The sequence below is a fragment of the Bradyrhizobium sp. P3_C3 genome, from assembly GCF_056402655.1.
This window is the reverse complement of the sequence record NZ_JBFUGY010000001.1, coordinates 242,511-269,012: the sequence shown is the minus strand read 5'-3', so window position 1 is coordinate 269,012 and position 26,502 is coordinate 242,511. Positions and strand designations below refer to the sequence as shown.

Here is a 26,502-nt window from a genome sequence, read left to right as displayed (position 1 = left end):
TCCCGCTTCGCACGATCTATTCGCCCCTCCGCAGATGACAAACTTGTCATCGAGATGAACAGAAGCCTGCAAGGGACTTCAGACTGGGTTCAGCGCGCGCCGCCTAGGCTCCCACCCACGATCGAAGAGTAGGCGAGAGGGCGCCGCCTCAAGATCCTTCCAAGAGGAGACCAACCATGTTGAAGACCATTTCCGCAGCCTTGCTCGCCGCTTCCGTAATCGCAGCCCCGGCCTTCGCCGCTGAAGCCGGCAAGACCACCACGACCGCGCCGGTGATCAAGGCGGACCAGAGCCAGACCAAGGTGTCGACCACCACCGTGAAACCCGAGGCCGGCGTCAAGGCCGACACGAAGGCCGCCGACGTCAAGGCGGACGCCAAGGTGGATACCAAGTCGAAGGCGATGAACGCCAATGCCGCGGTCACGCCCGATGAGCACAAGGCCGTGCGCACGCATCGTCACCACCACAAGCATCTGTCGGCCAAGAAGTCGCTGAAGGCGCAGCCTGACGTGACCAAGCCGGCGGCCATCGACAAGCGCAGCTAACGACTGATCCGGCGCGGCGGCATCCCTGGCATTGCCCGCCGCCGCGTGCGGAATTCAGGCCCGGCCCGTCGTCTCGGCGTCAGCGCGAAAGCGCAGGCGCCGGCGGCGGGGCGGTGCGTTATTTGCGCAGCCTACGAGCAGGAGCGAATTCCCTTCGTGCAACCTTGGAGCTAGAACATCCTCCGAGTCTGATCGAGCGGAGAGCGTGGCCTGTGGGGCGATTGGCGAAGCGTGCGGTGATCTTGGCGTTGGTTCTGGTCTTGCCGCTGGCGCTCGCGGCATGTTTCGGCAGCGACGGTGATCGTCCATCCCTGATGGAGGGGACCCAGGCGGGAGGGCCGCAGCCGTTTCCCGACAATTTTCGCAGTGACACGCTGGCCTTGATGCGCGCTTACCTCAACAATCCCGTCGGCGTGCGCGAGGCCACCATGGCCGATCCGGTGCTCCGCGAGATCGGCGGACGGCAGTTCTACGTCGCCTGCCTGCACTTCACGCCACGCGAGACCGACGGCAGCTACAAGGGCATGCGCGAACGGGCCGCCGTGTTCGTCAACGGGCGGGGCGACCGCATCGTCGATCGCGCCGGCGAGCTCTGCGCCGGTGCGGTTTACGCACCCTTTCCGGAACTGGAAAAGATGGCGCGGTAGCGCAAAGCCGGCCTTCATCGGCAGGTGCTAGGACAGGGGCCGCCGGAGCCGCTGGATCACAATTTGGCGAGCTTTGAACGGGGCTGGTTTGCCTTGCGACAGATCGTTACAGCCCGCCTTGCGCAGACGACGAAAACAGTCGGTGCAAGCAGGTGTGACGGAACAAAATCGCGTTGTTGCCAACCCGTCACAGTTACAGACGATCAACGTTCCGGCATCGCCGCGAAGCAACCTAATTCACGCCACGTTGTTTCCTGAGTGTCGAATTTGAAAGAACGGGGATGATCATGAAGACGATTTTGCTGGGCGCCGTCGCTCTGCTGGCGCTGGCTGCACCGGCCGCCGCGGCCGACATGCAGCCGCGCACCTATACCAAGGCGCCCGCCTATACGCCGCCGCAGGTGATCTACAACTGGACCGGTTTCTACATCGGCGGCCATGTCGGCGGCGCGTTCGCCGGTGACAGCAGCTTCCAGTCGAGCGACGCCCGCTTCCTGGGCGGCGTGCAGGGCGGCTTCGACTACCAGTTCGCGCCCAATTGGGTGGTGGGCATCGAGGCCCAGTACTCCTGGCTGCCGACCAACAACAACGGTGTCACGTTCCCGCTGGGGACGCAGGTGACGTCCAACACCGACCAGCTCGGGTCGGTGACCGGCCGCATCGGCTACACCTGGGGACCGGCGCTGGTCTATGCCAAGGGCGGTTACGCCTGGCGTAATGGCGGCCTCGGCGTCAACGTCGCCGGCGTGGCGCAGCCCTTCACCGCCACTGGCAACAACAAGGACGGCTATACTGTCGGTGCCGGCCTCGAATACATGTTCGCACCGAGCTGGTCGGCCAAGGCCGAGTACCAGTACTACAACTTTGGCAGCACGACGTTCACCTCCGGTCCGGCCGACGTCGTCGGCGTCCGGGGCCGGGAGGACGAGCATACCGTCAAGGTCGGTGTGAACTACCGCTTCGGCTGGGGTGGACCGGCGGCCTCGCGCTACTGACGCTCAACAGCGACCACGACCTGACAAGGGCCGGCTCACGCCGGCCTTTCGTTTGCCAGGCCCTTGTTTGCCTGCCTGTTGTTTGCTTTGCGTGAACCATCTGGCGCGTCATTTGCAAGCAAACGGTCTGGCGCGCGCGTTCTCACGCGCGTCATGGGACTGGCGTAAAGCAAAAATAATTTTTGCCGCCTACGGAACTCGCGCTCCGGAAGGCGTTATATGAGAATTACCGGGCTGGTGGGACGACGGACATGCGTATCTTTGTGTCGGCAGTAGTGCTCTCGTGCTTCATCTCCCTGCCGTGCGCTGCACAGACAATCCTCAAATCCGAGCCTCTGATGCTGGCACCCTATGAGGTGGCCTTCGTCAAGGACGCTTCCTGCCCATCCGGCAAGGTGCTGAAGGTAACGGGCGCGATCCGCGGGCTGCACCGTCGCAAGGCGTGCGTGGTGCTGGCGGGCGAGCAGGCCTCGCTGGCGACCGCGACCCCCTGAGAGATCCCTTGCTGAGATACCCTGGGCTTGCGGCCGAACCTCAGGAATTCAGCTCAAGCTCCATCCTCGACTGCTGCTCGGCCTCGGCCTTGTTCCTGGCGGGGTCCTCGCCCTGGGCGGCCCGGCAGGGCTTGATCTCGTAATCATTGTCCAGGACCCGGCGCGGCCCGTGGCGCTGGTCGTCGGTGCTGACATCCACGACGAGGCCGCTTTGCTGCGCGAGCTGCCAGACGTCGGCCTCGCTGGGATAGGCCTTGCTGATTTGGGCGTCGTTGCAGAACAGGGCGTAGGGCATTCTTCCCGCTCCCGGAAAGCGCGTTAACGGCTTCACGGGGCAAGGGGTTCCGGGGCGATCACGGGGGCGTGATCGGGGCCGCGGGCCCTGAGTCTTTAACGAGTCCTGAATCCCCAAAAAAAGAATCCCTGGGACTCATTTGCCGGAATCAGCGGATGTTTTCGGCCATGACGACCGACCTCAAGACCTGCTGCGGGCACATGCTGTTGCCACTGACGCTGGGATTGCTCAGCGCCTGTGCGGCCAATCTCTGGTTGGTCTGGTCCTGGCTGTAGGTGTCCGATCGACCGTCGGCCCTAGTTTTCGGCTGGCGGACGGAGGGAGGGGTCGCGAATGGCCGCGCGGAGCCTGGTCAGGGTCGCCGCGCAATACTCCTCCCGCTCACGCTCGAATCGCTCCTGATGCTTGCGGAAATTGGCGATGCGGGCCTGCATCTCGGAGCGGAAATCGCCGCCTGTCCGTGCTGGCGGGATCATGACGGCTGGGGCGAGCGGGACTGGCGGCGGATTGATCTCGACCGCCAATGTCTCGACCGCCACGGTCTCGACGGTGACGCTCCCCACCGGCACGTCCGGTGCAGCCGTCGGTCTCTCCGGCGGATGGAAGTCACCCTTCTTGCCGGTTACCGATTGGACGAAGGCCATTGTCTGCGCGATCAGTGCGTCGCGCTCGCTGATCCACTTCATGGTCCACCTCTGTTGGAGCTATTCCAGCAAAGCTGGCCGGCCGAATCAAGGAGGTGTCCGGCTGGGGATTGCATATTTTTCCCGCCCGCCCGACAGTGAGGAATGGACGTCAAATCAGACCAGTCGGACGAAGCGCAGGGCCTGAGGCTCGTCCGTGCGTTCTTGTCGCTGCCGCCCGACAGGCGGGCGGAGGTGATCGCGTTCGTGGAGGAATTGGCGCGGGCCCAAGGCCGGCCCGAGGCAGGCGCAGAGGCATCGCCGACGTGAGCGCTATCGCTCGCGCGGGTTAATGTTGGGCTCGAACGGCGCCCCCACCACCCGGACTGGTGTCGGAGCCGTAACGTCGATCGCCGCGCGTTCGGCGACCTGCGTTGCCGGAGCCGGCCCTGGTGCCAGCTTGAACAGCGCAACGGTGCCGGCCACGGCGACACAGCACAGCGTCACCGTCGCCAGCAGAAACATGTTTCGGTTTTCTTCCTTGATCCGCATGGGCCGACAACGACTGACGCCGGCGACCGGTTCCGGCCGGTCATGTCCGGATCACGCCCCCAAAACAGGCAGAAGCTTACACGAGGCTTACGCCGACCCCCCGAATAGTTATTTTTCCGTAAGACTACTCGGGGGATTTGGCATCAATCTTAACGTCCGCCGGTTCCAATGCCCGTTGCTGGGATTATGCGTCGGCAGAAGCATTGGGGCGGCTGTTATGAGCTTTTTGAACAATCTGAAAATCGTGTGGAAGGTCGCACTAATCGTGGCGGTGATGGGATGCGCGATGCTCGCCGTCGCCGGCTTCGCCGCGCGTGAACTTTCGGCGACTGTCGACGGATTTACCGAACTCTCCGCCGCGCAATCCTCGGCGCTCAACCTGACGCGGGCCCAGCGCCGCGCGGAGACCTATCATGCCGCGCTCTATGCGGTCTTCACCGAAGCGACGGAGGCGGGCAACGCTGGCCGTCTCAAGATCGCGAACCAGAACCGCACCGAAATCAGTCAGTACCTCGATGCGGCCGTGCAGGACGACCCGTCGCGCGCCAGCCAGGTCAAGAGCATCGGGGACCAGCTGAAGGCCGCGTTCGCCAGCTGCGATCCGGTACTCCAGGCCGGCGCGCAGGCAAGCAGCGTGGAGGAGAATGCCAAGGCCGCCGAACGTGCGCACAAGGAGTGCGATCCGGTGCTGGACGCGGCCCTCGCACGCATCGTCCAGTTCGTGACCGAGTCCGCACAGGCGGTCAGCAACCGCAAGGAAGCCATCAACCGCGACGCCAGATCCGCGACCTGGACCGTGATCGGCGTCAGCGCCGGCGGCCTGATCGTCGGCATCGCAATCGCGCTGTTCATCGGCCTCAATGCGATGTCCCGGCCGATCGCCCGGCTCAAGCTCGCCATGGCGGGTCTCGCCCGCAACGATCTCAAGACCGAGGTGCCCGAGAAGGAGCGGAGCGACGAGATCGGCGACATGGCCAGGACCGTCGAAGTCTTCAAGACCAACGCGCTCGAGGTCGAACGCCTCAAGGCTGCGCAGCTCGAGATCGAGAAGCAGGCTGCCGAGCAGCGCCGCCGTGACATGGTCAACCTGGCCGACGGCTTCGAACGCGCGGTCGGCGAGATCATCGAGACGGTGGGCTCGGCGTCCACCGAGCTCGAAGCGTCGTCCTCGACGCTGGCCACCACCGCGCACCGCGCGCAGGAGCTGACCTCGGTGGTCGCGGTCGCTTCGGGTGAAGCCACCGGCAACGTGCAGTCGGTGGCGACCGCCACAGAGGAGCTGTCGTCCTCGGTCAACGAGATCAGCCGGCAGGTGCAGGAATCCGCGCGGATGGCGGGCGAAGCCGTCACCCAGGCGCGCACCACGACCGAGCGGGTCAGCGAGCTCTCGATCGCGGCGACGCGGATCGGCGATGTCGTCGAGCTGATCAACACCATTGCCGGCCAGACCAACCTGCTGGCGCTGAACGCCACGATCGAGGCGGCACGCGCCGGCGAGGCCGGCCGCGGCTTCGCGGTCGTCGCCTCCGAGGTGAAGACGCTGGCCGAGCAGACCGCGAAGGCGACCGGCGAGATCAGCCAGCAGATTTCCGGAATCCAGACCGCGACCCAGGAATCCGTCAACGCGATCCGCGACATCTCCGCGACGATCGAGCGGCTATCGGAGGTGTCGTCCACCATTGCCGCGGCCGTCGAGGAGCAGGGCGCCGCGACCCAGGAGATCTCACGCAACGTGCAGCAGGCCGCTCACGGCACCCAGCAGGTCTCCACCAACATCACCGACGTGCAGCGCGGCGCGGCCGAGACCGGTTCGGCGTCCTCGCAGGTGCTTTCGACCGCCAAGATGCTGGCGACCGACAGCAACCGGCTGAAGGACGAAGTCGGAAAATTCTTGCGGACCGTGCGCGCGGCGTAAGTGTGTGCGGCGGCACTCGTCCGCCGCGCTCGCCGCGCCTAATGCGGAAGCAAGAGGCCGAGCGCGAACACCAACAGCATGGCCGTCATGACGACGGCCGTCACGGCGCCGGCAACGATTTTGGCCTTCTCTTTGCTGGTAGTCGAGCGCATCGGATGCGCAGGCTACCTGATGTTGAACTCTGATCCAATCTGCGGTCAGGAGCCATCTTCGTGACCCGCCTCGATCAGGCGGCGAGCCTTGGCTGGAAGAACCGTGTGACGCGATCGATCGCATCGGATGTCATCGGGTCGGTGCCGGAGAAATCAAAGCCGTGGGCTTTGCCTGGATAGGGCACGAATTCGGCCTCGGCGCCGACCGACTTGCCGAGCTCGACCAGTTGCCGTCCCTTCGCGACCGGCACGTTCCTGTCCGCCTCGCCATGCAATGCGATCAGGGGCGGCAGGTGCTTGACCTTGGCGGCCATAGCGTCGGGCATGCCGCCATAGAGCACCGCGAGCGCGGTGATACGCGTGTCCCGCGCGGCGGTGTCGGCGGCGACGTAGCCGCCCAGCGAGAAGCCGAGCAGGCCGATGCGCCCGGAACTGTCGGACCGGCCCAGGATGGCCGTCACGGTGGCGGAGACCGTGTTGGCCCAATCGTCGAACCGCGTCGTGTCATAGGCATCGCGGCTCTCATGCGTGCTGGACTTCGGCGTCAGCGCGGCCTTATCGGCCGGTGTCATATAGCGGAGAAAATAGACGTCGATGCCCTTGGCGGACAGCGCATCGGCATATCGCTCGTAGGCGCGGAGCCTAAGCTCGATGCCGCGGGACCCGTGCAGCACGATCACGGCAGGGCGCTTCCCGGCCACCGTCGCCGCGTAACGTGATACGGGCAGGCTGTCATTGCCGGAGGTGACGCTGAACTGTTCGCCTGGTGCACCGTGTGCAGGGATAGACGTCAGCAGCGCGGCGATGCCGGTCATGGCCGTTCGTCGGGTAATCATCAGCGAACTCGCGCCAGGGAGATTTCGGAGGCGACGCGTCGGCTGTATAGTGTGCTTGCGACGGAATCTTGACACGAGTCCCGCCCGATGATCCCCAATCGTCCACCCGTGCTCGCCCATGAGCGCTTCGTTGCGGACCGCGAGAGCTTTGACGGCCTCGATCTCGCCGCGCGGTTCGAGCGGATCGAGCGGACCAACCTGTGGGGCGCGGCCACATCAGTCTCGGGCCTCGGCTCGGAGGACCCGGCGACCGCCGCGATCCGGGAGGAGCTTCCTCCTCTGCTGCAACGGCTCGACGCGCGCTCGCTGCTCGATGCGCCCTGCGGCGATGCCGGCTGGATCGGCCGCATCAAGCTCGACCTCGACTACACCGGCATCGACATCGTCCCGTCGCTGATCGAGACCAATCGGCGGCGTGTGGCCGGCGGCGAATTGTCCGGCCGGTTTCTCGTTGCCGACATCACGCGCGATGCGCTGCCGCGCGCGGATGTCATTCTGTGCCGGGACTGCCTGGTTCATTTGAGCTTCGACAACATCGCCCGCGCCGTGGCCCGCTTTGCCGAAAGCGGCGCGGGCTTCCTGCTGGTCACGACATTTCCAGAATGGGATGCAAATCGCGATTGCGCGGATGGCGATTGGCGCGCGCTGAACATGGAGAAGGCACCATTCAACTGGCCGTCGCCGCGTGCGCTGATCAACGAGCGTTGCGAGGAGGGCAGCGGCGGCTGGCGCGACAAGAGCCTTGCCCTATGGCGTCTGGATGAACTGCCCGATCGTATCCGCATGGCCACGGCGACGTGACGGACGCAGGCGGAACTCCATTGCGTCCGCGATCGCAATGGCGATACACTTCAGGTTGTGTGACGCGATCTTTGGGTCGCGTGTCGACGATGCCGGAGAACGCCATGAGGCCGAGTTTTGCCGTAGCGGCTCTGTTGATCTGGTGCTCCACGCCGGCACTGGCGCAGCAGGACGGCGCCGCGCTCTACACAGCGCATTGCGCGCAATGTCACGATGCCGGCGATGCCCAGAGCCGCGCGCCCGCGCGCGGCGCCATGCAGGCGATGTCGTTCGATCACGTGCTGGGGACGCTGACCTCCGGCAGCATGGCCGCGATGGCGAAGGAGCGCAGCGACGACGAGCGTCGCGCGATTGCTGCTTTCGTCACCGGCAAGGCCGCAATCAACAGTGCGTCTGACGGGCAGGGCCGCTGCACGCAGCAGATCAGCGGCTTTCCGCAACCGCTCGACGGTCCACGCTGGAACGGGTGGGGCGTCGATCTCAACAACAGCCGCTTCCAGCCGGCCGACATGGCGGGGCTGACCGCGGCGCAGGTGCCGCGCCTGCGGCTGAAATGGGCCTACGCGTTTCCCGGCGCCTCGGTGTCCTTTGCGCCGCCGACGATCATGGGCGGCCTGCTGTTCATCGGCGGCACCGACCGCAAGGTACATGCGCTCGACGCGGGAACCGGCTGCGCGCTGTGGACGTTCGCGATCGATGCGGCGGTGCGCGCCGCGATCACGGTCGCACCGCTTCCCGGCTCCGATCAGTTCGCGATCTTCTTCGGTGATTTGCGTGCCAACGCCTATGCCGTGAACGCGCTGACGGGGGCGTTGATCTGGAAGACGAAGGTCGACGAGCATCCGGCCGCGCGCATCACCGGCGCGCCGGTGCTGCATTCCGGCATGCTCTACGTGCCGGTGTCCTCGCTCGAGGAAGCCGCCGGCTCGCAAGCCTCTTACGAATGCTGCACCTTCCGCGGCAGCGTGGTGGCGCTGGAGGCCGCGACCGGCAAGCCGGTCTGGCAAGCCTATACGATCCCGGAAGTGCCGCATCCGACCGACAAGAACGCGAAGGGCGTGCAGCTGTTCGGCCCGTCCGGTGCCGCGATCTGGTCGGCGCCGACGATCGATGTGAGGCGCGGCGCGATCTATGTCGCGACCAGCAATTCCTATTCGAATCCGCCATCCGCGACGAGTGACGCGATTCTCGCCTTCGACCTTGCGACCGGAAAGCTGCTCTGGAGCCAGCAGGCCACGCCGAAGGACGCTTATGTCGTGGCATGCTACGGCGTGGACAAGACCAATTGTCCCGAGGATCACGGACCCGACCACGATTTCGGCCAGTCGCCGATCCTGGTAACTCTGCGCGACGGCAGGCGCGTTCTTGCCATCGCACAGAAATCCGGCGTCGTGCACGCGCTCGATCCCGACGACGGCGGCAAGATCCTGTGGCAGACGCGGATCGGGAAGGGCGGTGCGCTCGGCGGCAGCGAATGGGGCTCGGCCGCCGATCAGGATCGCATCTATGTCGCGAACTCCGACGTGCGTTTCCTGCGTGACGGCACCAGGCGTCTCGACTCCACGCAAGGCGGCGGCCTGTTCGGGCTCGACCTCGCCAGCGGGACAGTCGTGATGGAGGTGCCTCCGGTCGCCTGTGGCGATCGACTCCAATGCAGCCCCGCGCTTTCGGCGGCGGTGAGCCTGATCCCCGGCGTCGTGTTCTCCGGCGGCGTCAGCGGCTTCCTGCGGGCCTATGCCAGCGACGGCAAGCTGCTCTGGGAGTTCGACACCGCGCAGGATTACAAGGCCGTCAACGGCGTCCCCGCCCATGGCGGCGCGATCGACGGTCCCGGACCGGTCATCGCCGGCGGCATGCTCTACACCAATTCCGGCTACGGCCAATGGAGCGGCGTCGCCGGCAACGTGCTGCTGGCGTTCGAGGTGGGGACGGAGTGAGCGCGACGTTCGGAGGCGCGATGATCGATGCCCGATGCAGTTGTGGCGCCGTTGCATTGTCGCTCGCGGGGCCATCCCGCGCGGTCGTTGCTTGTCACTGCATGGACTGCCAGCGCCGAACCGGTGCGCCCTTCGGCGTCGGCGCCTTCTACGCGGCTGAGGCCGTCACGATCTCGGGGACCCCAAGCGAATACGTTCGCAAGGCCGCGAGCGGCGGCAACGTCCGCAGCTATTTTTGCACCCATTGCGGTTCGACGGTCTACTGGAAGGCGGACAATCTGCCAGGGATGATCGGCGTCGCCGTCGGCGCGATGGCGGATCCGAATTTCCCGGCTCCGCTAAGATCGGTTTTCGAGCAGTCGAAACATGGCTGGGTCGAAATCAGTGGTGCGGAGCACTTTCAGCAAAGCGGTGCGCCAAAGAATGCAAGCTGAGGTTTCCACCTCAAGCGCTGGTGCCGGCTGAGGGGATTGGACCCCCGACCTTCGAGGCGATCTACGAAGCTTGACCACAGCGCTGGGCATGTGGTGCGCGTTCCCGTTCACTGCGGCACTGCTGTTTGTGGTGCTCGGTTGAAGCGGCTCACGCTCGCGGCCGCCTTCGGGGGGCGCATTGTCGGCCGCGCCGGCGCCTGCCGCCGATCTCGATCCATACGCCTGTTTCGGCGGCGCGCGTTACGTCGCCATGGGCACCGGCTTCCAGTGCGCGGATCTGCCGGCGTTCTGTGCCGGCGCGCGGGTCCTGCTGGCCGAGGCTGGCGGCAATGAGGCCGCAGCCGAGAAGCTTGCGCGAAGCCGCGGCCATGGCCGGCTGTCGATCGCGCTCGCGCACCGTTTCTGCAAATAGGGAGGGACGCATGCGGAGCTATGTCATCGGCGCCGTGCTCGCGCTCGTGGGGCTGTGGTTCGTGGCTATCCGCGCGCTGATGTTGAGCTGTGGGAACGCTAGGTTCTTAGTTCCGGTTCCGCAATGAAGCTCAGCTTAGATTGCCACATAAGTCACCTTGCCGCGCGGTGAAAAACCGCGCGACGATGAGTAGCATTGCTTTTTTGATCGCCCAGTTCGTTCTTCTTGGAGAGCAGATCTTGTCGATCGTGGGTGCACTCTCGCGAGAAGCCAGCACGTGATTGAGCTTTGGAACAAGTGGTACGGGACCTTGGCCTCTGTCGAGGCGCTGGCAGCCGTCGTCGTTATTGCCGTGGTGACCGCTGGCATTCTTACGTTAATTGAGAGTCAGCGGCATAGGACAAAACATTGATGGGGAGACGTCGGAAAACGATCAGCTAGACCAGAGTAGTTCAGCAGGTGAGTGGCGCTAAAAAATGCTCCTATGCAGGAGGATCAAATGATCCTTTCTCGTGCAAGTTGGACAAACAGGAATGCTTCTTGGCGGCAAGCATTTTGCACATGCGCGGTGTTCAGCATACTGGTCGCAGCTCCTGCATTCTTGATGATACTCCTGCTGGATTCCCAGCTCGTCTTACCAGCGCTCAGTATTCTATTTTTCTCAGACGCGATGATCACTGCGGTCTTGGCTTGGGCAAAGTCGGGAAATGCGACATTAGAAAATGTAACGCTATGGGATGTTGCCGGGGCATTGACCATGTTGGGTTGTGCCGCAGCGATTCTTGGCGAACCAGATCAAGTGGCACTTCTTTTCGAGCAACCGGTCAGACTACATTCGGACGCGGCTCTAGGCGATAGCGCTAGCCCCTGATAACCGGCGGCGTTAGGACCCCCGTTTCTTGGGGGCAGGTATCGGTCAACCGATCCGATAGACGTATGCGATCTCGCTTGCAGCTGCCCATTCCCCTGCGGCGGGGACATGACCCGTGCCTGATTATTACGATACAGATGTCCTTAGCGTTTTCTTGCAGATCGTTCTGATCGATCTGGTGCTCGCTGGCGATAACGCCATCGTCATCGGTCTTGCTTCAGCCGGACTTCCTGAGGCGCAACGAGGCAAGGCGATTTTGATCGGTATTGTTGCCGCGACGATACTGCGCGTCTTACTCGCCGGGTTGGCGACGCAAATCCTCCAGATCGTCGGCCTCTTGCTCGCTGGCGGGATCCTGTTGTTGTGGGTATGCTGGAAAATGTGGCGAGAGTTGCGCACATCCTCCACAGGGCCAACAGGTGCGATGGACGCCGCTGGAGCAATTGCAGGCAGCAAAGCTCGCAAAACACTCGCTCAAGCGAGTTGGCAGATTGTCGTGGCCGACGTTTCCATGTCTCTCGACAACGTTCTGGCCGTGGCAGGGGCAGCACGCGAGCATCCGATGATCTTGATTTTCGGCCTGGGGCTTTCCATCGCGATGATGGGCGTGGCCGCTTCTTTCATTGCGCGCCTTCTGCAAACTTATCGATGGATTGCTTACGTCGGTCTAGCCGTCATCCTTTATGTGGCGGGTGACATGGTCTTTCGCGGGACGTTGGATGTCATCAACGTTGCGTCGATATGAGATGCTGTTTCACCCTAGGTATCCTAAGTCGTCAGGCAGAATTCGAACGCAGTACGCATAGGCTGCAGATGGGGTGTGAAGCCCGCAGAAGAAAGGGCCGCCTTTGTGGGGCGGCCCTGTCCAAAGTCTATCGACGCCGATCAAAAAAATTAGGTTAGAGCAAAGCCAGCCCCGGGAATGAAAACAACTAAGGGTACAAGCGCCGCGCCCGGTTGAGGGACATCGAAATAGAACAAGCTAAGCGCTGGTGCCGGCTGAGGGGATTGGTCAGTTTAGCCGACAGGATTCGCCGGGGATTGTGAGCTTCGGAATCTGGTCGGAGCAGAAACCGCCCGAGCAAGCCCTCCCAAGCGCCGTTAGGCCCGCCGGTCGTTCTTAGAACGTTCTGATTTCGCCATCCGTTCTCTTGGACGTAGTGTCGCTGGCCTGTTTTAACCCCTAGTGGCCCAAATTGATTTTCGGAGTGGCCCGTTTTCGTTTTGTGCCGACCTTGAGATAAATCAAGGCATTGAGTCCGCCCGGAACACATTGCGAACGCGAATATGGGCGGAACGCCAGTAGTGAGCAATTTTGCTCAGACTCCACGATGCGGACATGCAATTCGTGCCGCACCGGGGTTTTGCAAATCTACCCGGGGCTGGGAAGCCGCTGCCCGCGACACATATTAAGCGGGCGGCGTTCTTTCCATGAAGTAAGGCCGCCTCAGTGGGCGGCCTCTCCGTTAACAGTCAGTACCGACGATAGCCCCGGTGATAGCCATACGCACGGTGGTATCCGTAACCCCGACGCACGCCATAGCCATAGCGACCGACGCCATAGCCATACCGTCGATAGGCCGGTGCTGTGCGGACACAGCCGTTCGGACCACATACCAATGCGACGCTCTCAACGTTTGATGTTTGTCCGAAAGGGGCGAGCGGCATAGCCGATGCCGCACTCGCGGTGAACGCGGCGCCGCTGAGCGCGATTAGTCCAACGAGTGCGAACTTGAGTTTCATGTTTTCCTCCTGTGGAGCTTAGAACGTATGGCACCGTAGGAAGATGCACATGAACGAGAGGTGAGCAGGAAGTTAAATTCCCGGCAACAATTGAGAACCCGGACGAACGTCTGCAGAATTTCTGCCACAAGCGCGTGGGCAAAATGCAGCATGAACGAGAGCGTCCGCTGCGATCACTGCGAAGAAGACTTCGAGCCAGAAGAGTTGACCGTTATCGACCACCGGCCGGGAACGGCGAGTCTATCTGCGCTCGCTGCATCGAAATCATGGCTCCGACGAGCCGTCGCAAAGCTACCCCGCGATAATTGATCCGCTTGTAAATCACATTCTGTGATTCCGCCCGGCAGCGCACGCCGGGGTTTTTTCGTGCGCACAACAGAAAGACTATAGTGAGCCAGAAACTGGAATTTATTGCCTATCTCAAATCAAAACTTACTGCCGCTTCCACGAAGTTGCTTGCCGCGAACCCGGCAAACACAGATTCGGCCGGCCGTCTTGACCACATCGTACGCACGGCGGACGACAATGTGTCTGACGGTCATTGGGCGCGCATCGCGCCCCTGTACGAACCGTTTGCGCCAAAGCTGCAGTTGGCAGTGATGCATCTGAACGCAGATATCATTGCCGGGCTGAAGGTTGCGCCAAACTTCGATACGTACTTCGCGCTGATCGCGGCGGAAGTGCAGAACTGACTCCATTTCCCGTCGCAAATTAGCGGCGGGCTTCTCCCTTGCAAAAACAGAAATTGAAAATGAATAACGATAAAGAAGAATGCATCGAGTCTATTTCCAAAACCTTAGAACGCGCGGCGGCTTGGCGGAGATCCTTGACTGTTCGTTGGCCAGGTGACCCCCGGAATGTTCGCGCTTCCACTTGGCTCGACCAACTCGCCGCGGACGTCGTAAACCTCACAGACGAACAATTTGCCACGTTGCAGCCCCACTACAATTGGGCGTCGACAATTTGGAGGGACACTCTGAATCAAACCGCGAGGCAGGTAGGCTTTCATCATCGCAGCGATGATTTGGATTACTTTATCAAGGCACTCGCACAGAACCTGTCGGTGTCGAAGAGCGTTGCCGCGTAAGCAGAATCAATAAATGTCTTTTTACGATCGCGACCCGACCGTTCCGTTTTGGCGGTCGAATGTCGACGTTGAGTCTCTTTTCGCAGCTCACGCGCACCGGCCGGAAAGGGCCAAAGCTTGGCTCGCATTTCGCGATGCCGCCATCGAACCGGCCGCGGTGATGCGCGGTCATTTTGAGGGAGGAATACTAGAAGGCCATACTTATCATTGGACGTTCACCCCAACGCACAACGGGGACCTTGCCGTCGTTGTCCCCGTCTATGAAAACTTCCGGCTCGTCGATGTGCTGGCCATATCTCGCCACAACCATGGTGTCTGGGGTTGCATATCGGGTGCGGGCCAGTTTGTTGGCAGCGCAACGGTGCAGCGCATGGATAGGAACAGCCCGCTCAGAGTGTTCAAGACTCCTATCAACTGGCTTCTAGCCAATTGCGGAGGCATCCTGCCGCTGTCCAAGTCATTCTTTCCGCAACTACAGCACGCCGCGAGCCTCATTGCGGAGGGGTATGAACACGCCCATGAAATAGCAGAACAGGCCTTCATCGCACCCGCTGAACGGCTTGGCCTAGATTGTGACGCGGCAGAGCAAGCCGCGCTAAGCAAGATCGGATTCGAGGTGGAAGAATGAAGATCGTTTCATTGCGACAGGCGACCATTCTTCCAGCAAGTGTCACGTCTGCCGCTCAGTCAAATCCGCTTCCAGTAATCGACCCTCGCGATTGGCAAGGCAAACCAGTGCCGGACCGCCAATGGTTTGTCGAAGGCTGGATACCACACCGCACGGTGACCAACTTGAGTGGGGCCGGTGGCTCCGGCAAAACTGAGATCATTCTGCAACTAATCGCAGCGTCCTCTCTCGGAAACCAATGGTTCGGTCATGACGTTGCAGTTGGCCCGTGCCTCTATTTCGGGGCGGAAGACGAGGCAGACGAATTGCATCGCCGACTTGGCACGATCGTGGACCGTGCCGGCCGCAAGTTGTCGGACCTTGAGGGCGTGCGCCTCATTCCATTGGCCGGCTCTGATGCGGTATTGGCCGAACCCGATAGGAGAGGGACTTTGGCTGCCACTGCGATATTCGGGAAGCTTGAAGCGGAAGCAAAAACCTTGTGCCCAAAACTGATCGTCATAGACCCCAGCGCTGACGTGTTCGGCGGTGACGAGATCAATCGGGCGCAGGTTCGCAAGTTTGTTTCGATGCTCCGTGGGTTGGCGATCGATTTTGATTGCGCTGTTCTTTTGCTGAGCCATCCCAGTGTTGCCGGCCTGACCAGTGGTACCGGTACGTCAGGCAGCACCGCTTGGAACAACTCAGTCCGAAGCCGCCTCTACCTAGAAGCAGACGATAAAGACCCCGACGCTCGCGTTCTAAAGGTCGTCAAGGCCAACTACGGTCGTGTGGGTGCTTCGATAGCCCTCCGATGGGACGACGGCGTCTACGCCCTCGACAGCGGCCCTGATCCGGTCATTGAAAGTTTGATCGGCAGCAAGGCGGACGCACTGTTCTTGGAGTTGCTCGCACTGTTTACCGAACAGGGGCAAAATCTAGGGCTTCAGCCGGGGACATCATACGCGCCAGTCAAGATGGCCAAGCACTCGAAAGGAAAGGGGTACAGCAAGGACCAATTCGCCAAGGCGATGCAGCGGCTATTGGACGCCAAGCGGGTTGCAGTCGTGACGGAAGGACCTCCGTCGCGGCAACGTTCACGGTTGGTGGCGGTTCAAGCTTAGGCTTCCACCGCCTTCTTCCACCGGCTTCCACCCCCTACCACCGGCCTAGCCACACCACCCCCCATACCCCCCAGTGGCGGTGGAAGCACCGCCAGCCCGGTGGAAGCCGGGCCGGCGCTGCCACCGTCACTATCTCGAATTAAGACGGTGGATTGGCGTCGGCTTTCGGGGAGACTGCGGAAGAGCCGCTCCTGCGCGGTCGGGTCCGAGTGTGACCCTGAATGGACATTGAGGCCAGCAAATGCAGACAACTGCGAAGGTAAGTCTATGTTCTAACCCCCACAAGCTGTGCCACATTGTGATAGAGGTTGCGCGGCGACGTGACCGACCGGCTGCATCCTTTACGATTGGGGAAGGCACGCGGAATGTTTACGTTTCGAACCTCAATCACCTTCGCGGTGATGGCGTTTATCGTCGCTCTAACCGCGTTGCTGATCGCTATTCAGGTCCGGGCTCTTCATTGGGCCACGCAGGAAGCCGCCTATGCCTATATGGACGCGACCAGTACGAAGGCCTTCGGACGCCTTCAGGCGGAGTTAACCGCTATAACTTCGTTGGTGAACGTGTTGGCGACCAGTTCCAGTGTGGCCGATTCAAATGAGAGAACCGAGACCGGCCGCGCGATCCCACTATTCAAAGCCGTACTGCAGGAACTGCCCCAAATGGACAGTATCTATGCCGGTTTCGAAAATGGCGCCTGGTTGCAGGCGCGGCGCCTTGGCGAACTCAACGACGAGCAGCGAGGGAGACTACGTGCGACGCCTGGCGCTACCACTGCCATCAATTTGGTCCGCCCCAGCCCTAGCGGCGAACTGCCCATGCGACGAATTTTTGAAGATGAGCAAGGCAACGAAGTCGGGCAACTTGATCTATGGAAGTACGGATACGACGCGCGCAAGCGGCCCTGGTATCACGAGACGATGAAAGCCGGCCGACCGCTGGTCTCATCGCCTTATCTTGCGTTTAGCATCGGCGCCCCGGTGATCACGGTTAGCGCACCCTTGCGAGGCAAAGTGCCCGGCGTCATTGCCGCCGATCTCAAGCTCGACACCTTCAGCGATTTCGTCCAAGCGCAACGGCCCGGAGAGCACGGTATCGTCTTGATCTTCGACTCGACCGGCTCGCTTATAGCCCACCCAAATTTTGCACAATTCGTGGTCGATGCGATGACGCATCCATCCCAACAGCAATTGCCGAACATCAAGGAGATCAACTCCGGGGTCGTGGCGGCAGTCTTGCAAAGGTCGCATGGTCGCGACCAATACGATGGTAGTATCCGTGATGACCAAGGGCGGGACTATCTGTTCAGGGTAGCGAAATTCACGCTGGGCAACCAATACAATGCCCACATACTGTTGCTGGCAGCCGAAGACGACTTTGTCCAAGGTGTTCGGAGGCTTCAGTTCACCGGACTAATCCTCGCAATTATTGCTGGCGGTGCCTTTATTCCAGTCGTTTGGATATTTGGTAGCGGAATGTCTCGATCCTTGAAGAGCATAACGGCTGAGGCAGTTAAACTCCAGAAGCTGACTGAGCCCGACTCCTCGCCAGTCGCTTCACGCATCAAAGAAATAGACGAACTTGGCAGTGCGATGAATCTCGCGCAGCGCGCCATATGGTCGTTCGCCCACTTTATCCCTAAGGAGCTTGTCCAGCGGGTTATCGATAATTCCATCTCCACGGAGCTTGGCGGAGTCCGAGAGGAGATTACCGTTGTTTTCACCGACGTTCGGGATTTTACGACCATCGCCGAGTCCGCCGACCCCGATATCCTCATGCACCAAACGTCGCGCTATTTCTCAGTGCTTACACAGGCTTTCCTCGCCGAAGGCGGAACAGTCGATAAGTTCATTGGTGATGCCGTGATGGTGTTCTGGAACGCACCCAATCCGCAGCCTGATCACGTCGAGCGAGCCTGCCGCGCAGTTCTGGCGGGCAAAATGGCGTGCGAAAAGCTCAACGCTCAGTTCGAAGCTGAGGGTCTGAAGCCATTCTTCACGCGGTTTGGCATTCATGTCGGGGAGGCGATCGTCGGCAACCTCGGCTCGACAGAGCGCATGAACTACACGGCCCTTGGCAATACGGTGAATCTGGCGGCGCGCCTCGAAGGCCTGAACAAGCAATTTGGGACATCTATTCTTGTGAGCGAAGGCCTCCATTTGCGGGCTCAGCACTGCTTCCAATTCAGAGCCCTCGAGTCGGTCGTTGCCAAGGGCATGACAAAGGAAACCCGCATTTTCGAGCTCGTCAGGGCATCGACATGAAGTCATCGGTCCTACGATGTATCGTGCTGTTGGAATTGCTCGTTTTGCAGCTTGCTCTCGTCGTTCCTGCGGCTCGCGCAGACGCAGACACCATCAAAATCGGTATTCTGCATTCTCTGTCCGGCACCATGGCAATCAGCGAGGCGGTACTCAAGGACACCGTTCTCATGCTGATAGAAGACCAAAACAAAAAAGGTGGGCTGCTCGGACGGAAATTGAAGCCGGTGATCGTTGATCCCGCGTCTGATTGGGACGTTTTTGCGAAAGAAGCCAGGGAATTACTTTTGAAGGAAAAGGTCGCAGTCGTATTCGGTTGCTGGACCTCCGCCTCCCGTAAGTCCGTGCTCCCGATTTTCGAGGAGTTGAACGGCCTGCTCTTCTACCCAGTGCAATACGAGGGTGAAGAAAGCTCGCGCAACATTTTCTACACGGGGGCCACGCCAAATCAGCAGGCAATTCCGGCCGTTCGATATTTGATGAGCAAGGAGGGAGGCGAGGTTCGCAGATGGGTTCTGCTCGGTACTGACTACGTCTATCCGCGCACGACCAACCGAATCTTGAGCGCGTATCTTACCGCAGAGGGGGTATCGTCAGATGATATTATGACAATCTATACGCCGTTCGGCTTTTCCGACTGGCAAGAGATCATCAAGCGGATCAAGGCCTTCGGCGCGGAAGGAAAAAAGACCGCGGTGATATCAACCGTTAACGGGGACTCGAACACGTACCTCTACAGGGAACTGGCAGCCCAACAGGTAGACGCCAACGCAATTCCGGTGATGGCTTTCTCGATCGGCGAGCGCGAATTGCTCGGCGCGGACATTGCCCCAGTCGGGCACTTGGCGGCCTGGAATTACTTCCAGTCCGTCAAGTCAGCAGAAAACGAAGCGTTCGTGAAGATGTGGACGGACTTCACCAAGCAGCGAGACAAAGTCACGAACGATCCGATGGAAGCTACCTTCATTGGCTTCAGGATGTGGGCGCAAGCCGTTGCCCAAGCGGGCACGACCAACGCGAATGCAGTCCGGCAGGCCATGTACAGTCAAAGAATGAAGGCGCCGAGTGGCTTCGAAGTTGTGATGAACACCAATCATCACCTTTCCAAGCCGGTCATGATAGGCAGAATAAACTCTTCCGGGACCCTTGATGTCATTTGGCAGTCAATCAATCCGGTTCGAGCCGATGCCTGGAGCAGGTACATCCCCGATAGTGCCAAACGAACGGCTGATTGGACCTTTCCTTGGGTCTGCGGAGGGTGCATCGAGCCGACATTCAAGGAATGGTGACCGTCCCGGCGTTTTCGAGCCATGCCGCGGCGCGTTCGAATCATGCGCGGAAGACCTTACATTTCCGCAAATGGCCCTTCTCGGACCTGACCTGATGCCAGCATGACATCCGCACCGCAACCCAAAGCGGACATCGACCCCGCGTACCCCTTAAGCCGTAGGCGTTCGCAAAAGTGCAAGCGGGTCGATTTGGACGGGCTATTGGGGCGGCACTCGGTCGGTGAAAAGTGAAGAGTGGAAACGGGGTCGATTTCTGTAGCGAAATCCGCTACAGCTGTAGTCGTCATCGCAAAGGTGTGGACCTTGAACAGCCTAGTTTTTTGTACTGAAATCCGCTACATCTGGCGACATTGAAGCTAAATCGATTTTGAGACCGCCGCTCTGCGGCACGGGGCACCACCAAGATAACCAATCGGCCGGCGCATCCGCCTAAGCGGAGGCTTCGCCTTGCGTTGAGGAGTCATCACGGCTCGCTGCTTAGCGGAGCTGCGATCTATTGCGACCCGACTAGCCAGAACGGCAGCGGGATATCTTATTCATGGGATTTTAGATGCGAAGAACAGTTTCAGACGGCATGCGTGATGAAAAGCACGAGCTGATTTCCACTCGCAACGTGGATGTTGGCACCACACTGGACGGTAAGTGGCACGGAATAGGCGTGAGCTATCGCCCCAGCACGCCTCTGCGGGAAGCTACTAACGTCAATGTCCTGGACATTGGGCGGGTTCAGCAGCCAGCAAACGACACAAAACCGGCCCGCTGTCACCTGAAAGAATTGGCACAACGCGGTGAGCTTGGAGTGAACGAAGCGGAGAACCGTCGCCACGCATTCGCTGCGGAACGATTGAAGCGAGATATCGCCGTGTTCAATGGTGAGCCGTTGAATGACTCCGCAGCGTACGACTGGCGAGAACTAGCGCTCCACCAACTCGGTGAGCAGATCGAGTCGCTGAGCGAAGACGCAGGTTTGAGCCTGAACGACGAGAACGAATTTCAAGACTCCGACGTACCCGGAGAATGCAGGGTAGTGGATAACGCCGAAGGCGACTCTGATCAAATGCGACTGGTCCACACCCGGCAGGTTGTAGTGCTTGCCAAAGACGTTCTCGGGGACGACTACGGGGTTTTGGAATCCGTCATCGTCAACAACTGGGCGGCGCAAGCGGTCGGAGAAAACGAGCTTTTCATGCATCGCACAACGGCGAGCGCGTGCGGTAAGGGAATGATCCGGTCGGCGTTGCGCAACCTTGCCCGCTTCTATGACCGCCTCGATCGTTTGGAATTGAGTGGTGATCGCCCGCTAGATGTTTGGCCTCTTATCGGAACACAGTATCCGACCGTAAGATATCCGCGCGAATTTCGCTTGAAAGCGTCCTACATGAACCAGTCTCGAAACTACGTCGTGCGACATCCGGAGTCCCGGGCTGCTTAGCAACCTTGCTTTTTCTTGCGTTTTGGTCGGTGTCGACACCACGCATTAGCAGTGGGGTACATTAAGAATAGAGGTTGCGTTTCGCACCGCCCTCGATCCTCATGACCAACTTTTTCACGCAGCCCGTGCCCCCTCGCGGGCTGCTCTCTTTTTGTTCTCTTGAGAGAACCCCAAACACAGGAGGCCGTTGATGGCCAACAAACCGGTCCGTCGGACCTTCAAGAAAAAGGAGGTCGTCGAGGCCATCGCGATCCCTGAGTCGACATTTGAGCACTGGACCGACCGCAAACTGATCGGTCTTGCCCCAGAGGACATCCCGGGCGATGGCCGGGGCAAACCACGCCGATTTAGTCAGCGCACCGTCGTGAAGCTGGCCATCGCTCACAAAATCTCGCTGCTTGGCATTCCCGCTAACACCGCCGTGGCCTTGGCTTCGAAGTTTACAGATGTGCCACAACATGGACGGCCGATCGGCGCCTTATTCCCAATTGGTCGTACTGTACTTCTGGCTACGCCAGACGGGGCGGGGACCATTCGCAATATTCAACCGGATGGTGACCTTGATTCACTCTTCAAGTCCGACTCGGCCATTGTGGTCGACATCGGCGCAATCGTGTCAAACCTACATATGAGGCTCGCTACGCTCCCATGAAAATTTCCACCCCCGCCGAAGTGAATCCTCGTCTCGCTGAGCTAGAAGCGAAACGAAATAGTCTGCAGGCCCAAAGGACAGCCAAGGTAGCTGAGGCCGCGCTCATGCGCGCTCGTATCCAAGAATCGCCAAATGCCGGAAATGCAGCCGAAAACAAAGTCCGCGCGATACTAGGGGAACCCCTCCTGCCGGCCGCGGCGCCTGATATGCAGCGTCTCGAAGAGTTGCTTGTCGAACTAAGCACGTTAAACGCAGCGCTTGGAAAACTGGACGGACTAATCGAGAAGGAGAAATCCATCGCTTCGCGAGTGGTCTGCGAGCAAGTTAAGCCGGAGGTTAGTCGCCTTGGGAAGAAGTTCGCGAAGGCGTTGATCGATCTGCACGGCGCTCAGAATGAGTACCACGCGCTGCTCGAAAGGGTACAAGACACTGGCGCAGCGATCGGCTCCCTACCTCACGTATTCATCAGCGGCTTAGGCAGTGCGAGAGATCGTTCAGGAATGTACAGTTACGCCATCAAGGACTTCATTGAGGCCGGCTATTTGTCTAAGTCAGACATGCCGAGGGCGCTTGCTTATGATTAATATCGACGCCGCCGACATGCGTGTCATCGAACGGATGAACCGACGCTACGGAAGCATCCTAAACCGGATGCGCGTTTCGCGTGAGCCGGCAAACGAAGCCGCGACCGGCTTGGCGCTCGACGGCTACGGAGTTGTCTACAATGAGCCGCTGATCTACGAGCACGAAATCTGGGTTTTTGAGGCTGGCTGTTTCTCGAATTCACTCAAGGCAGGCCAAGCGGTTCATTTCCAACTTGATCATGATGATAAGCAGCGGGTCGCTTCGACGCGTGACGCGTTGAGCTTTGAAGACGATGAAATTGGCTTGGCGTTCCGTCTAGACCTGAGTGAAGTCGAACGGGGCGCGGAGTTGAAGCAAATGGTCGACACGAACCGGCGTGCGGCCATCTCTGTTGGAATCAAAAACGAAGAAACGCATATCAAGACGATCGGTAAGCATCCCGTCCGCTTCATTACCAAGGCGGATTTGATTGAGGTTTCACTAGTCGGGGCGGGGAAGTGCCTGAATGCTTTTGCTGGCATCGTGAACGCGGGTTTTGAGGCGCTTGAGCCGGGCAAGAAGGGAGTGATGTTCATCGCTAACTTTGCTGATCACAAACTCAAGCGAATGAAGAAGTCTGTTGCAGAGCGCAGCGAGGCTATCGACTCGATATCGGCCAAGCTGAATCGCGTCGAAGGCAAACGGCCGCTCGCTTCAGTTGAAGCTAACCCGCAGTCCCCTGCCGAACGGTGGTATCGCAATCGTAACGAGGAAGCATCTCCGGCAATCGCCAAGTGGTACAAGACTTGGAACGCGTTTAGCTAGATGCGTTTTGGCGCGTGCCCGCTGCTGGGCGATTGATTGTAACGGGCAACCCCGCAGCGGGCATGAGACGTCCCGGCAAGGCAAAGGGTAGGGGGACATCAATACCTGGGCGGTTTGCCCCCCTGGAACCGGCTGGGTCGTCCGTATGCAAAAAGCCAATTCGAAACTTTTCAAGAATCCAACAGAATCAATATTTTAGGAATTTTATCATGCCAAGGCGTCGTACGCCGTTGGCCAAGGCGAAAGCTACAGGCCAGGACAAAAATCACGCAAGCAGGTTCAAAAAGCGGCGTGAGCCGAAAGCAAACGGTGAGCTTGGTGATCCACCGAAGTGGATGACCAACAAGCATCATATCGAAGCTTGGCGAACGTTATCGGCCGAGGTCCCATGGTTGACTAGTTCACACCGCGGGTTGGTAGGGATCGCGTCCGAAATTCTCGGCAAGCAGATGGCCGGCGAGGAGTTAAGCGTGAATGCGCTCAACTTGTTGCGCCTAACGCTGGGGCAGCTCGGTGCTACTCCCGTTGACTCCTCCAAAGTCGCACTGCCCGAGGACGATGACAAAAGCAACGACCAAAGCGCAAAGTACTTCTAACTCATATTCAAAGGACTATCGCCTCAATGGGCATCTCCATCAAGACAACTTCCGTTTCAGTTTCCGCAGCTTCACCGACGCCATTGGTAGGCGCAAACAACGATAGGAAGCATTTGTGCATCATCGTCAACGGTGTAAATCCGGCAACAATCAAATTTGGCTCGGCACCGACTAGCGCGACGGATGGCATCAGCCTTGATGGCGCCAGCATGTCAGGCGGCCAAGGAGGTTCGCTCTGGTACGGTGAACTCGACGCGCCAACCGATCCGGTTTTCGCGTGGTCCACTCTGGGTTCGACTATCAGCGTCGCACAGGGGACTTAGCCAAGCGCCGAGTCACGAGCATCTAAGATCGTCTAACAGATGCAAACTTGGTTTTGCCGGCCATATCAAGGAGCTTCGATTGCGCTCTCGCTGGGTAGGGGGCCGATCATCTCTAGCAGTAAAGCGGCTAGAACCACGAATCGGGCGTTAGCGGCTAGCGCATGTGCCCCAGCGGAACGCCGAGCGTCTGTGCCTTTTGACGCAGTGACCCAACGGTCCGCTTCATTGTCTTAGCGATCTTTACAACAGGGGTCTTCGCCTTCGAATGAGCGCGAAGCTCTTTGATGTCTGCCTTCGTGTATTCGCGACGGACGATCTTTTTCACTTTCTTGGCCATTGCCGCTCCGTTGATTGAGCGGCGCTTCTAGCCGATATGGCGGCTGAAGAATAGCTCCTTCGACAGACGCCCGCTTTGAAATGGGGAGCGGACGCTTTGCGTCAATGGAGCAATGACCGCAAATGACCGATATTGTTGCAAAAGTCGATTTTCGCCGATGACCAAAATTCTGCGGGCCGTGGGCGCGACTTTCGCGTATAAGATGCGAGGGACCTCACGGCCTCACGCAAAATTCACAGGCGACTTCGGTAGCGCGATTGAGGTCATACGAATCAGCGATCACTCGCTGCTTAGTGTTTTCGCGAAAAATCTTGAGCCCTGCAACTTTCGACTTTTGCAACACAATCGACCCACAACAGACATCGACCCGCCGCGCCTAAAAGGCGTCCTAAGAGCTGCTTTTGACCCTAACTCGGAATCCGATCCTACCAGCCAGGACCAACTTCGTTCATTCTTGATCTAACTTGAAATCGAACGTTTGGGCGGGCGGCTCCTTGTGAACAGCTGCGAACTGCTTGAGTGGCAGATTTATCGCAACTGAAGAGGAGTTAAGGTCGGTTAGTTCAAGTTTGAGCTGTTGACCAGCTTCCATTTGAGCAGTCATAGGCGGGTCAATTCCAAGCGCCGCGATGCAGATATTGGTGAGGCACCAGTTGAAAGGAACTTGGATTGGGCTGCCCTGATCTACCGTCACCTTGACTCCGTGCTGCAGATTCGCTCCTTGCGGAACGAACAGCTGCAAGCGAGCCGGACCGTCAGCTCGTTCGATCAAGTCGACACGCACCAATACCTGATCGAGGTCGTCCGTGCCGGTTGATGTCGTTCGGCATATCGTGGTGCCATCGGATGAGGCGAAACAAAGTTTTCGCCAGGTCGAGTATTGAATGTTTTCAGGAAGGCGCACTCGCGGCGGCCTCGCCTGGGACTCCTTCTGGGGTGAAGAGCTGCTGACTTGCTGTCCTAGCGGTGTGCCGGTTGCTGAATGCTTCTCTAGAAATTGAGTTACCAAGGGCGACCATATCGGCACTGCGTCCACCGAATCGATCATGAAGTGCCCGTCACTTCCAAAGGGCGGTAGCATACGATACTCGGCATTTCCGCCCGCTTCGACAAAGGCTTGATGCATCCGCTTCGTCAATTCCGGTCCGAAGTAGGTATCGTTTTCCGCGTAGATCCAAAGCATCGGTACGCGTGCGGTGCGGCCGAATTCGGCGGTAGCGGCAACGAGCTTGTCGGGAGCACAGTTGTTGTTGGGTTTGCCATCAACTCGGCCTCCACGGCCAGCTGCAAAGGTAATGATGGCCCGAACTGATGACGGGTTCCGGCTCCCAAGAGCAATCGAGCCCCATCCGCCACCCGACTGGCCAACGACGACAACCTTACCAGGCTCGATCATCTTCTTCTTGCTCATGTAGTCGATGACCCACTCGTTCAGAGTGGCGATGGCGAGACCGGGTCCCCGGAAGTTCGGGTTGTCGCAACTACCGACGTGGGCAAAGACAGCGCCGTAGAGACCCTGATCTTTGTCATCAAGACTACTGGCCCCGTACCTTATAGGCGAGATGACCACATAGCCGCGGCGCGCGAACCAACGTGCTGCGTCCCGATACTCAACCATCGGAAACATCGTCCGCTGATTGGCGTCGAGCGAAATTCCGTGGTTCATGATTACCAGGGGAAACGGACCCTCTCCGACCGGTCGTACCAGATACGCAAGCACAGGTAGTGGAAACGGCAGCGCCCAAATTTCCTCCTGGATTTGTAATCCAGCAGTTCGGTCATCTGCTGCGGCAGGGGAATGGTATGCCGGGGACATAACCATCAAAAGAAGAATGGCCAGCAAGCGCTTCAGCATCTTCTTTCTCCGACGATGTGGTGGTCTGACGCTAGGTCTGGGCGGTGGGAATCCGTTGATCTGGATCAAGGACAAACCGCAAGTTCCCGAAGTCATGCGGGTTAGTGGCCCAGTGGTAAGGGCGTCGTCGGAAACTCGGATGGAGCGTCCACGGCTTTTTTTGCGGCTCCTGGCTTCTTGGGGCCTTGAGGCCGGTTTCGAACTTTGACGCCGCCGCCGTTATCGTCGCTGGTCTGCTGCTGGCACTTTTCGGACCTCGCGCCATCCGCGGCGCTTGTCCGAAGATCCCCGCTAAGCG

30 protein-coding genes are annotated in these 26,502 nt (G+C 59.7%); 23 read left to right on the top strand and 7 right to left on the bottom strand.

Annotation, left to right across the window (positions count from 1 at the left end):
* The first annotated feature begins 176 nt into the window (after nt 1-176).
* The 4 genes from AC1DW2_RS01510 to AC1DW2_RS01495 all read left to right on the top strand — a co-directional run bounded on the left by AC1DW2_RS01510 (nt 177) and on the right by AC1DW2_RS01495 (nt 2,681).
* On the top strand, nt 177-545 hold the full coding sequence (locus tag AC1DW2_RS01510; protein ID WP_354098557.1) for a His-rich protein BRANT: 369 nt from the start codon (nt 177-179) through the stop codon (nt 543-545).
* A 212-nt stretch (nt 546-757) separates the two neighbouring features.
* The gene (locus AC1DW2_RS01505; protein ID WP_187388016.1) at nt 758-1,192 is read left to right on the top strand and encodes a hypothetical protein; all 435 of its coding nucleotides are present in this window, start codon (nt 758-760) and stop codon (nt 1,190-1,192) included.
* Nucleotides 1,193-1,479: 287 nt separating this feature from the next.
* Nucleotides 1,480-2,187 carry an outer membrane protein gene (locus AC1DW2_RS01500; protein WP_071917379.1) on the top strand — a complete coding sequence of 236 codons (708 nt, stop codon included), beginning with the start codon at nt 1,480-1,482 and terminating at the stop codon, nt 2,185-2,187.
* Between the two features lie 251 nt (nt 2,188-2,438).
* Nucleotides 2,439-2,681 carry a DUF6719 family protein gene (locus tag AC1DW2_RS01495; protein ID WP_038935984.1) on the top strand — a complete coding sequence of 81 codons (243 nt, stop codon included), beginning with the start codon at nt 2,439-2,441 and terminating at the stop codon, nt 2,679-2,681.
* Between the two features lie 40 nt (nt 2,682-2,721).
* On the opposite strand, the gene AC1DW2_RS01490 is transcribed toward AC1DW2_RS01495, so the two are convergent.
* Together AC1DW2_RS01490 and AC1DW2_RS01485 are read right to left on the bottom strand one after the other, a co-directional pair.
* On the bottom strand, nt 2,722-2,976 hold the full coding sequence (locus tag AC1DW2_RS01490; RefSeq protein ID WP_028150218.1) for a hypothetical protein: 255 nt from the start codon (nt 2,974-2,976) through the stop codon (nt 2,722-2,724).
* 296 nt (nt 2,977-3,272) lie between these two features.
* On the bottom strand, nt 3,273-3,662 hold the full coding sequence (locus AC1DW2_RS01485; RefSeq protein WP_208087494.1) for a hypothetical protein: 390 nt from the start codon (nt 3,660-3,662) through the stop codon (nt 3,273-3,275).
* Nucleotides 3,663-3,764: 102 nt separating this feature from the next.
* Here AC1DW2_RS01485 and AC1DW2_RS01480 point away from each other — a divergent pair, with 102 nt between their 5' ends.
* Nucleotides 3,765-3,929 carry a hypothetical protein gene (locus tag AC1DW2_RS01480; RefSeq protein ID WP_354124984.1) on the top strand — a complete coding sequence of 55 codons (165 nt, stop codon included), beginning with the start codon at nt 3,765-3,767 and terminating at the stop codon, nt 3,927-3,929.
* 3 nt (nt 3,930-3,932) lie between these two features.
* On the opposite strand, the gene AC1DW2_RS01475 is transcribed toward AC1DW2_RS01480, so the two are convergent.
* Nucleotides 3,933-4,151 (bottom strand): hypothetical protein, encoded by a 219-nt coding sequence (locus AC1DW2_RS01475; protein WP_225005256.1) that lies wholly within the window; start codon nt 4,149-4,151, stop codon nt 3,933-3,935.
* 217 nt (nt 4,152-4,368) lie between these two features.
* Between AC1DW2_RS01475 and AC1DW2_RS01470 the strand changes: the two genes are divergently transcribed.
* Complete coding sequence (locus tag AC1DW2_RS01470) at nt 4,369-6,066, top strand: methyl-accepting chemotaxis protein (RefSeq protein WP_477005122.1); 1,698 nt, start codon at nt 4,369-4,371, stop codon at nt 6,064-6,066.
* A gap of 226 nt (nt 6,067-6,292) precedes the next feature.
* Here the strand turns inward: AC1DW2_RS01470 and AC1DW2_RS01465 are convergent, their stop codons facing one another.
* Nucleotides 6,293-7,054 (bottom strand): dienelactone hydrolase family protein, encoded by a 762-nt coding sequence (locus tag AC1DW2_RS01465; protein ID WP_225005254.1) that lies wholly within the window; start codon nt 7,052-7,054, stop codon nt 6,293-6,295.
* Nucleotides 7,055-7,141: 87 nt separating this feature from the next.
* On the opposite strand from AC1DW2_RS01465, the gene AC1DW2_RS01460 reads away from it, so the two are divergent.
* From AC1DW2_RS01460 to AC1DW2_RS01435, 6 genes are all read left to right on the top strand, one after another.
* The gene (locus tag AC1DW2_RS01460) at nt 7,142-7,855 is read left to right on the top strand and encodes a class I SAM-dependent methyltransferase (RefSeq protein WP_208087491.1); all 714 of its coding nucleotides are present in this window, start codon (nt 7,142-7,144) and stop codon (nt 7,853-7,855) included.
* Nucleotides 7,856-7,959: 104 nt separating this feature from the next.
* Complete coding sequence (locus tag AC1DW2_RS01455; protein ID WP_477005121.1) at nt 7,960-9,792, top strand: outer membrane protein assembly factor BamB family protein; 1,833 nt, start codon at nt 7,960-7,962, stop codon at nt 9,790-9,792.
* 20 nt (nt 9,793-9,812) lie between these two features.
* Entirely contained in the window at nt 9,813-10,226 is a 414-nt protein-coding gene (locus AC1DW2_RS01450) for a GFA family protein (RefSeq protein ID WP_208089474.1), read from the top strand.
* Nucleotides 10,227-10,404: 178 nt separating this feature from the next.
* Nucleotides 10,405-10,638, top strand: coding sequence for a hypothetical protein (locus AC1DW2_RS01445; protein WP_208087489.1), 234 nt, complete (start codon nt 10,405-10,407; stop codon nt 10,636-10,638).
* A 499-nt stretch (nt 10,639-11,137) separates the two neighbouring features.
* Nucleotides 11,138-11,509, top strand: a complete 372-nt coding sequence (locus AC1DW2_RS01440) for a hypothetical protein (RefSeq protein ID WP_225005250.1) — start codon at nt 11,138-11,140, stop codon at nt 11,507-11,509.
* Nucleotides 11,510-11,624: 115 nt separating this feature from the next.
* A complete protein-coding gene (locus AC1DW2_RS01435; protein ID WP_477005120.1) occupies nt 11,625-12,254 on the top strand; it encodes a TerC family protein in 630 nt (209 codons plus the stop codon).
* A gap of 728 nt (nt 12,255-12,982) precedes the next feature.
* Here the strand turns inward: AC1DW2_RS01435 and AC1DW2_RS01430 are convergent.
* Nucleotides 12,983-13,252, bottom strand: coding sequence for a hypothetical protein (locus tag AC1DW2_RS01430; RefSeq protein WP_477005119.1), 270 nt, complete (start codon nt 13,250-13,252; stop codon nt 12,983-12,985).
* Between the two features lie 389 nt (nt 13,253-13,641).
* Between AC1DW2_RS01430 and AC1DW2_RS01425 the strand changes: the two genes are divergently transcribed.
* From AC1DW2_RS01425 to AC1DW2_RS01375, 11 genes are all read left to right on the top strand, one after another.
* A complete protein-coding gene (locus AC1DW2_RS01425) occupies nt 13,642-13,944 on the top strand; it encodes a hypothetical protein (protein WP_477005118.1) in 303 nt (100 codons plus the stop codon).
* 408 nt (nt 13,945-14,352) lie between these two features.
* Nucleotides 14,353-14,967, top strand: coding sequence for a hypothetical protein (locus AC1DW2_RS01420; RefSeq protein ID WP_477005117.1), 615 nt, complete (start codon nt 14,353-14,355; stop codon nt 14,965-14,967).
* On the top strand, nt 14,964-16,070 hold the full coding sequence (locus AC1DW2_RS01415; RefSeq protein ID WP_477005116.1) for an AAA family ATPase: 1,107 nt from the start codon (nt 14,964-14,966) through the stop codon (nt 16,068-16,070). Before AC1DW2_RS01420 ends, AC1DW2_RS01415 begins: the two co-directional genes overlap by 4 nt.
* 320 nt (nt 16,071-16,390) lie before the next feature.
* A complete protein-coding gene (locus AC1DW2_RS01410) occupies nt 16,391-18,334 on the top strand; it encodes a cache domain-containing protein (RefSeq protein WP_477005115.1) in 1,944 nt (647 codons plus the stop codon).
* Nucleotides 18,331-19,620 carry an urea ABC transporter substrate-binding protein gene (gene urtA / locus AC1DW2_RS01405; protein ID WP_477005114.1) on the top strand — a complete coding sequence of 430 codons (1,290 nt, stop codon included), beginning with the start codon at nt 18,331-18,333 and terminating at the stop codon, nt 19,618-19,620. The genes AC1DW2_RS01410 and urtA overlap by 4 nt, the downstream gene beginning before the upstream one ends.
* Before the next feature lie 550 nt (nt 19,621-20,170).
* Nucleotides 20,171-21,052 (top strand): hypothetical protein, encoded by an 882-nt coding sequence (locus AC1DW2_RS01400; RefSeq protein WP_477005113.1) that lies wholly within the window; start codon nt 20,171-20,173, stop codon nt 21,050-21,052.
* 190 nt (nt 21,053-21,242) lie between these two features.
* Complete coding sequence (locus tag AC1DW2_RS01395; protein WP_477005112.1) at nt 21,243-21,704, top strand: hypothetical protein; 462 nt, start codon at nt 21,243-21,245, stop codon at nt 21,702-21,704.
* Nucleotides 21,701-22,288, top strand: a complete 588-nt coding sequence (locus tag AC1DW2_RS01390; protein WP_477005111.1) for a hypothetical protein — start codon at nt 21,701-21,703, stop codon at nt 22,286-22,288. The genes AC1DW2_RS01395 and AC1DW2_RS01390 overlap by 4 nt, the downstream gene beginning before the upstream one ends.
* Nucleotides 22,281-23,093: an HK97 family phage prohead protease gene (locus tag AC1DW2_RS01385; protein WP_477005110.1), complete on the top strand. Its 813-nt coding sequence runs from the start codon at nt 22,281-22,283 to the stop codon at nt 23,091-23,093. Before AC1DW2_RS01390 ends, AC1DW2_RS01385 begins: the two co-directional genes overlap by 8 nt.
* 209 nt (nt 23,094-23,302) lie before the next feature.
* Nucleotides 23,303-23,689: a hypothetical protein gene (locus tag AC1DW2_RS01380; protein WP_477005109.1), complete on the top strand. Its 387-nt coding sequence runs from the start codon at nt 23,303-23,305 to the stop codon at nt 23,687-23,689.
* Nucleotides 23,690-23,715: 26 nt separating this feature from the next.
* A complete protein-coding gene (locus AC1DW2_RS01375; protein WP_477005108.1) occupies nt 23,716-24,012 on the top strand; it encodes a hypothetical protein in 297 nt (98 codons plus the stop codon).
* Nucleotides 24,013-24,166: 154 nt separating this feature from the next.
* Here AC1DW2_RS01375 and AC1DW2_RS01370 read toward each other — a convergent pair whose 3' ends face one another.
* Entirely contained in the window at nt 24,167-24,349 is a 183-nt protein-coding gene (locus AC1DW2_RS01370; protein ID WP_477005107.1) for a hypothetical protein, read from the bottom strand.
* A 448-nt stretch (nt 24,350-24,797) separates the two neighbouring features.
* Nucleotides 24,798-26,204: an invasion associated locus B family protein gene (locus AC1DW2_RS01365; protein WP_477005106.1), complete on the bottom strand. Its 1,407-nt coding sequence runs from the start codon at nt 26,202-26,204 to the stop codon at nt 24,798-24,800.
* Between the last annotated feature and the right edge of the window lie 298 nt (nt 26,205-26,502).

What these genes read in the sequence shown, in the direction of transcription:
- AC1DW2_RS01510 (WP_354098557.1), top strand. Translation starts at nt 177, where the DNA reads ATGTTGAAGACCATTTCCGCAGCCTTGCTCGCCGCTTCCGTAATCGCA.
- AC1DW2_RS01500 (WP_071917379.1), top strand. Translation starts at nt 1,480, where the DNA reads ATGAAGACGATTTTGCTGGGCGCCGTCGCTCTGCTGGCGCTGGCTGCA.
- AC1DW2_RS01495 (WP_038935984.1), top strand. Translation starts at nt 2,439, where the DNA reads ATGCGTATCTTTGTGTCGGCAGTAGTGCTCTCGTGCTTCATCTCCCTG.
- AC1DW2_RS01490 (WP_028150218.1), bottom strand. Translation starts at nt 2,976, where the DNA reads ATGCCCTACGCCCTGTTCTGCAACGACGCCCAAATCAGCAAGGCCTAT.
- AC1DW2_RS01485 (WP_208087494.1), bottom strand. Translation starts at nt 3,662, where the DNA reads ATGAAGTGGATCAGCGAGCGCGACGCACTGATCGCGCAGACAATGGCC.
- AC1DW2_RS01480 (WP_354124984.1), top strand. Translation starts at nt 3,765, where the DNA reads ATGGACGTCAAATCAGACCAGTCGGACGAAGCGCAGGGCCTGAGGCTC.
- AC1DW2_RS01475 (WP_225005256.1), bottom strand. Translation starts at nt 4,151, where the DNA reads ATGCGGATCAAGGAAGAAAACCGAAACATGTTTCTGCTGGCGACGGTG.
- AC1DW2_RS01470 (WP_477005122.1), top strand. Translation starts at nt 4,369, where the DNA reads ATGAGCTTTTTGAACAATCTGAAAATCGTGTGGAAGGTCGCACTAATC.
- AC1DW2_RS01465 (WP_225005254.1), bottom strand. Translation starts at nt 7,054, where the DNA reads ATGATTACCCGACGAACGGCCATGACCGGCATCGCCGCGCTGCTGACG.
- AC1DW2_RS01460 (WP_208087491.1), top strand. Translation starts at nt 7,142, where the DNA reads ATGATCCCCAATCGTCCACCCGTGCTCGCCCATGAGCGCTTCGTTGCG.
- AC1DW2_RS01455 (WP_477005121.1), top strand. Translation starts at nt 7,960, where the DNA reads ATGAGGCCGAGTTTTGCCGTAGCGGCTCTGTTGATCTGGTGCTCCACG.
- AC1DW2_RS01450 (WP_208089474.1), top strand. Translation starts at nt 9,813, where the DNA reads ATGATCGATGCCCGATGCAGTTGTGGCGCCGTTGCATTGTCGCTCGCG.
- AC1DW2_RS01440 (WP_225005250.1), top strand. Translation starts at nt 11,138, where the DNA reads ATGATCCTTTCTCGTGCAAGTTGGACAAACAGGAATGCTTCTTGGCGG.
- AC1DW2_RS01430 (WP_477005119.1), bottom strand. Translation starts at nt 13,252, where the DNA reads ATGAAACTCAAGTTCGCACTCGTTGGACTAATCGCGCTCAGCGGCGCC.
- AC1DW2_RS01420 (WP_477005117.1), top strand. Translation starts at nt 14,353, where the DNA reads ATGTCTTTTTACGATCGCGACCCGACCGTTCCGTTTTGGCGGTCGAAT.
- AC1DW2_RS01415 (WP_477005116.1), top strand. Translation starts at nt 14,964, where the DNA reads ATGAAGATCGTTTCATTGCGACAGGCGACCATTCTTCCAGCAAGTGTC.
- urtA (WP_477005114.1), top strand. Translation starts at nt 18,331, where the DNA reads ATGAAGTCATCGGTCCTACGATGTATCGTGCTGTTGGAATTGCTCGTT.
- AC1DW2_RS01400 (WP_477005113.1), top strand. Translation starts at nt 20,171, where the DNA reads ATGCGAAGAACAGTTTCAGACGGCATGCGTGATGAAAAGCACGAGCTG.
- AC1DW2_RS01395 (WP_477005112.1), top strand. Translation starts at nt 21,243, where the DNA reads ATGGCCAACAAACCGGTCCGTCGGACCTTCAAGAAAAAGGAGGTCGTC.
- AC1DW2_RS01390 (WP_477005111.1), top strand. Translation starts at nt 21,701, where the DNA reads ATGAAAATTTCCACCCCCGCCGAAGTGAATCCTCGTCTCGCTGAGCTA.
- AC1DW2_RS01385 (WP_477005110.1), top strand. Translation starts at nt 22,281, where the DNA reads ATGATTAATATCGACGCCGCCGACATGCGTGTCATCGAACGGATGAAC.
- AC1DW2_RS01380 (WP_477005109.1), top strand. Translation starts at nt 23,303, where the DNA reads ATGCCAAGGCGTCGTACGCCGTTGGCCAAGGCGAAAGCTACAGGCCAG.
- AC1DW2_RS01375 (WP_477005108.1), top strand. Translation starts at nt 23,716, where the DNA reads ATGGGCATCTCCATCAAGACAACTTCCGTTTCAGTTTCCGCAGCTTCA.
- AC1DW2_RS01370 (WP_477005107.1), bottom strand. Translation starts at nt 24,349, where the DNA reads ATGGCCAAGAAAGTGAAAAAGATCGTCCGTCGCGAATACACGAAGGCA.
- AC1DW2_RS01365 (WP_477005106.1), bottom strand. Translation starts at nt 26,204, where the DNA reads ATGCTGAAGCGCTTGCTGGCCATTCTTCTTTTGATGGTTATGTCCCCG.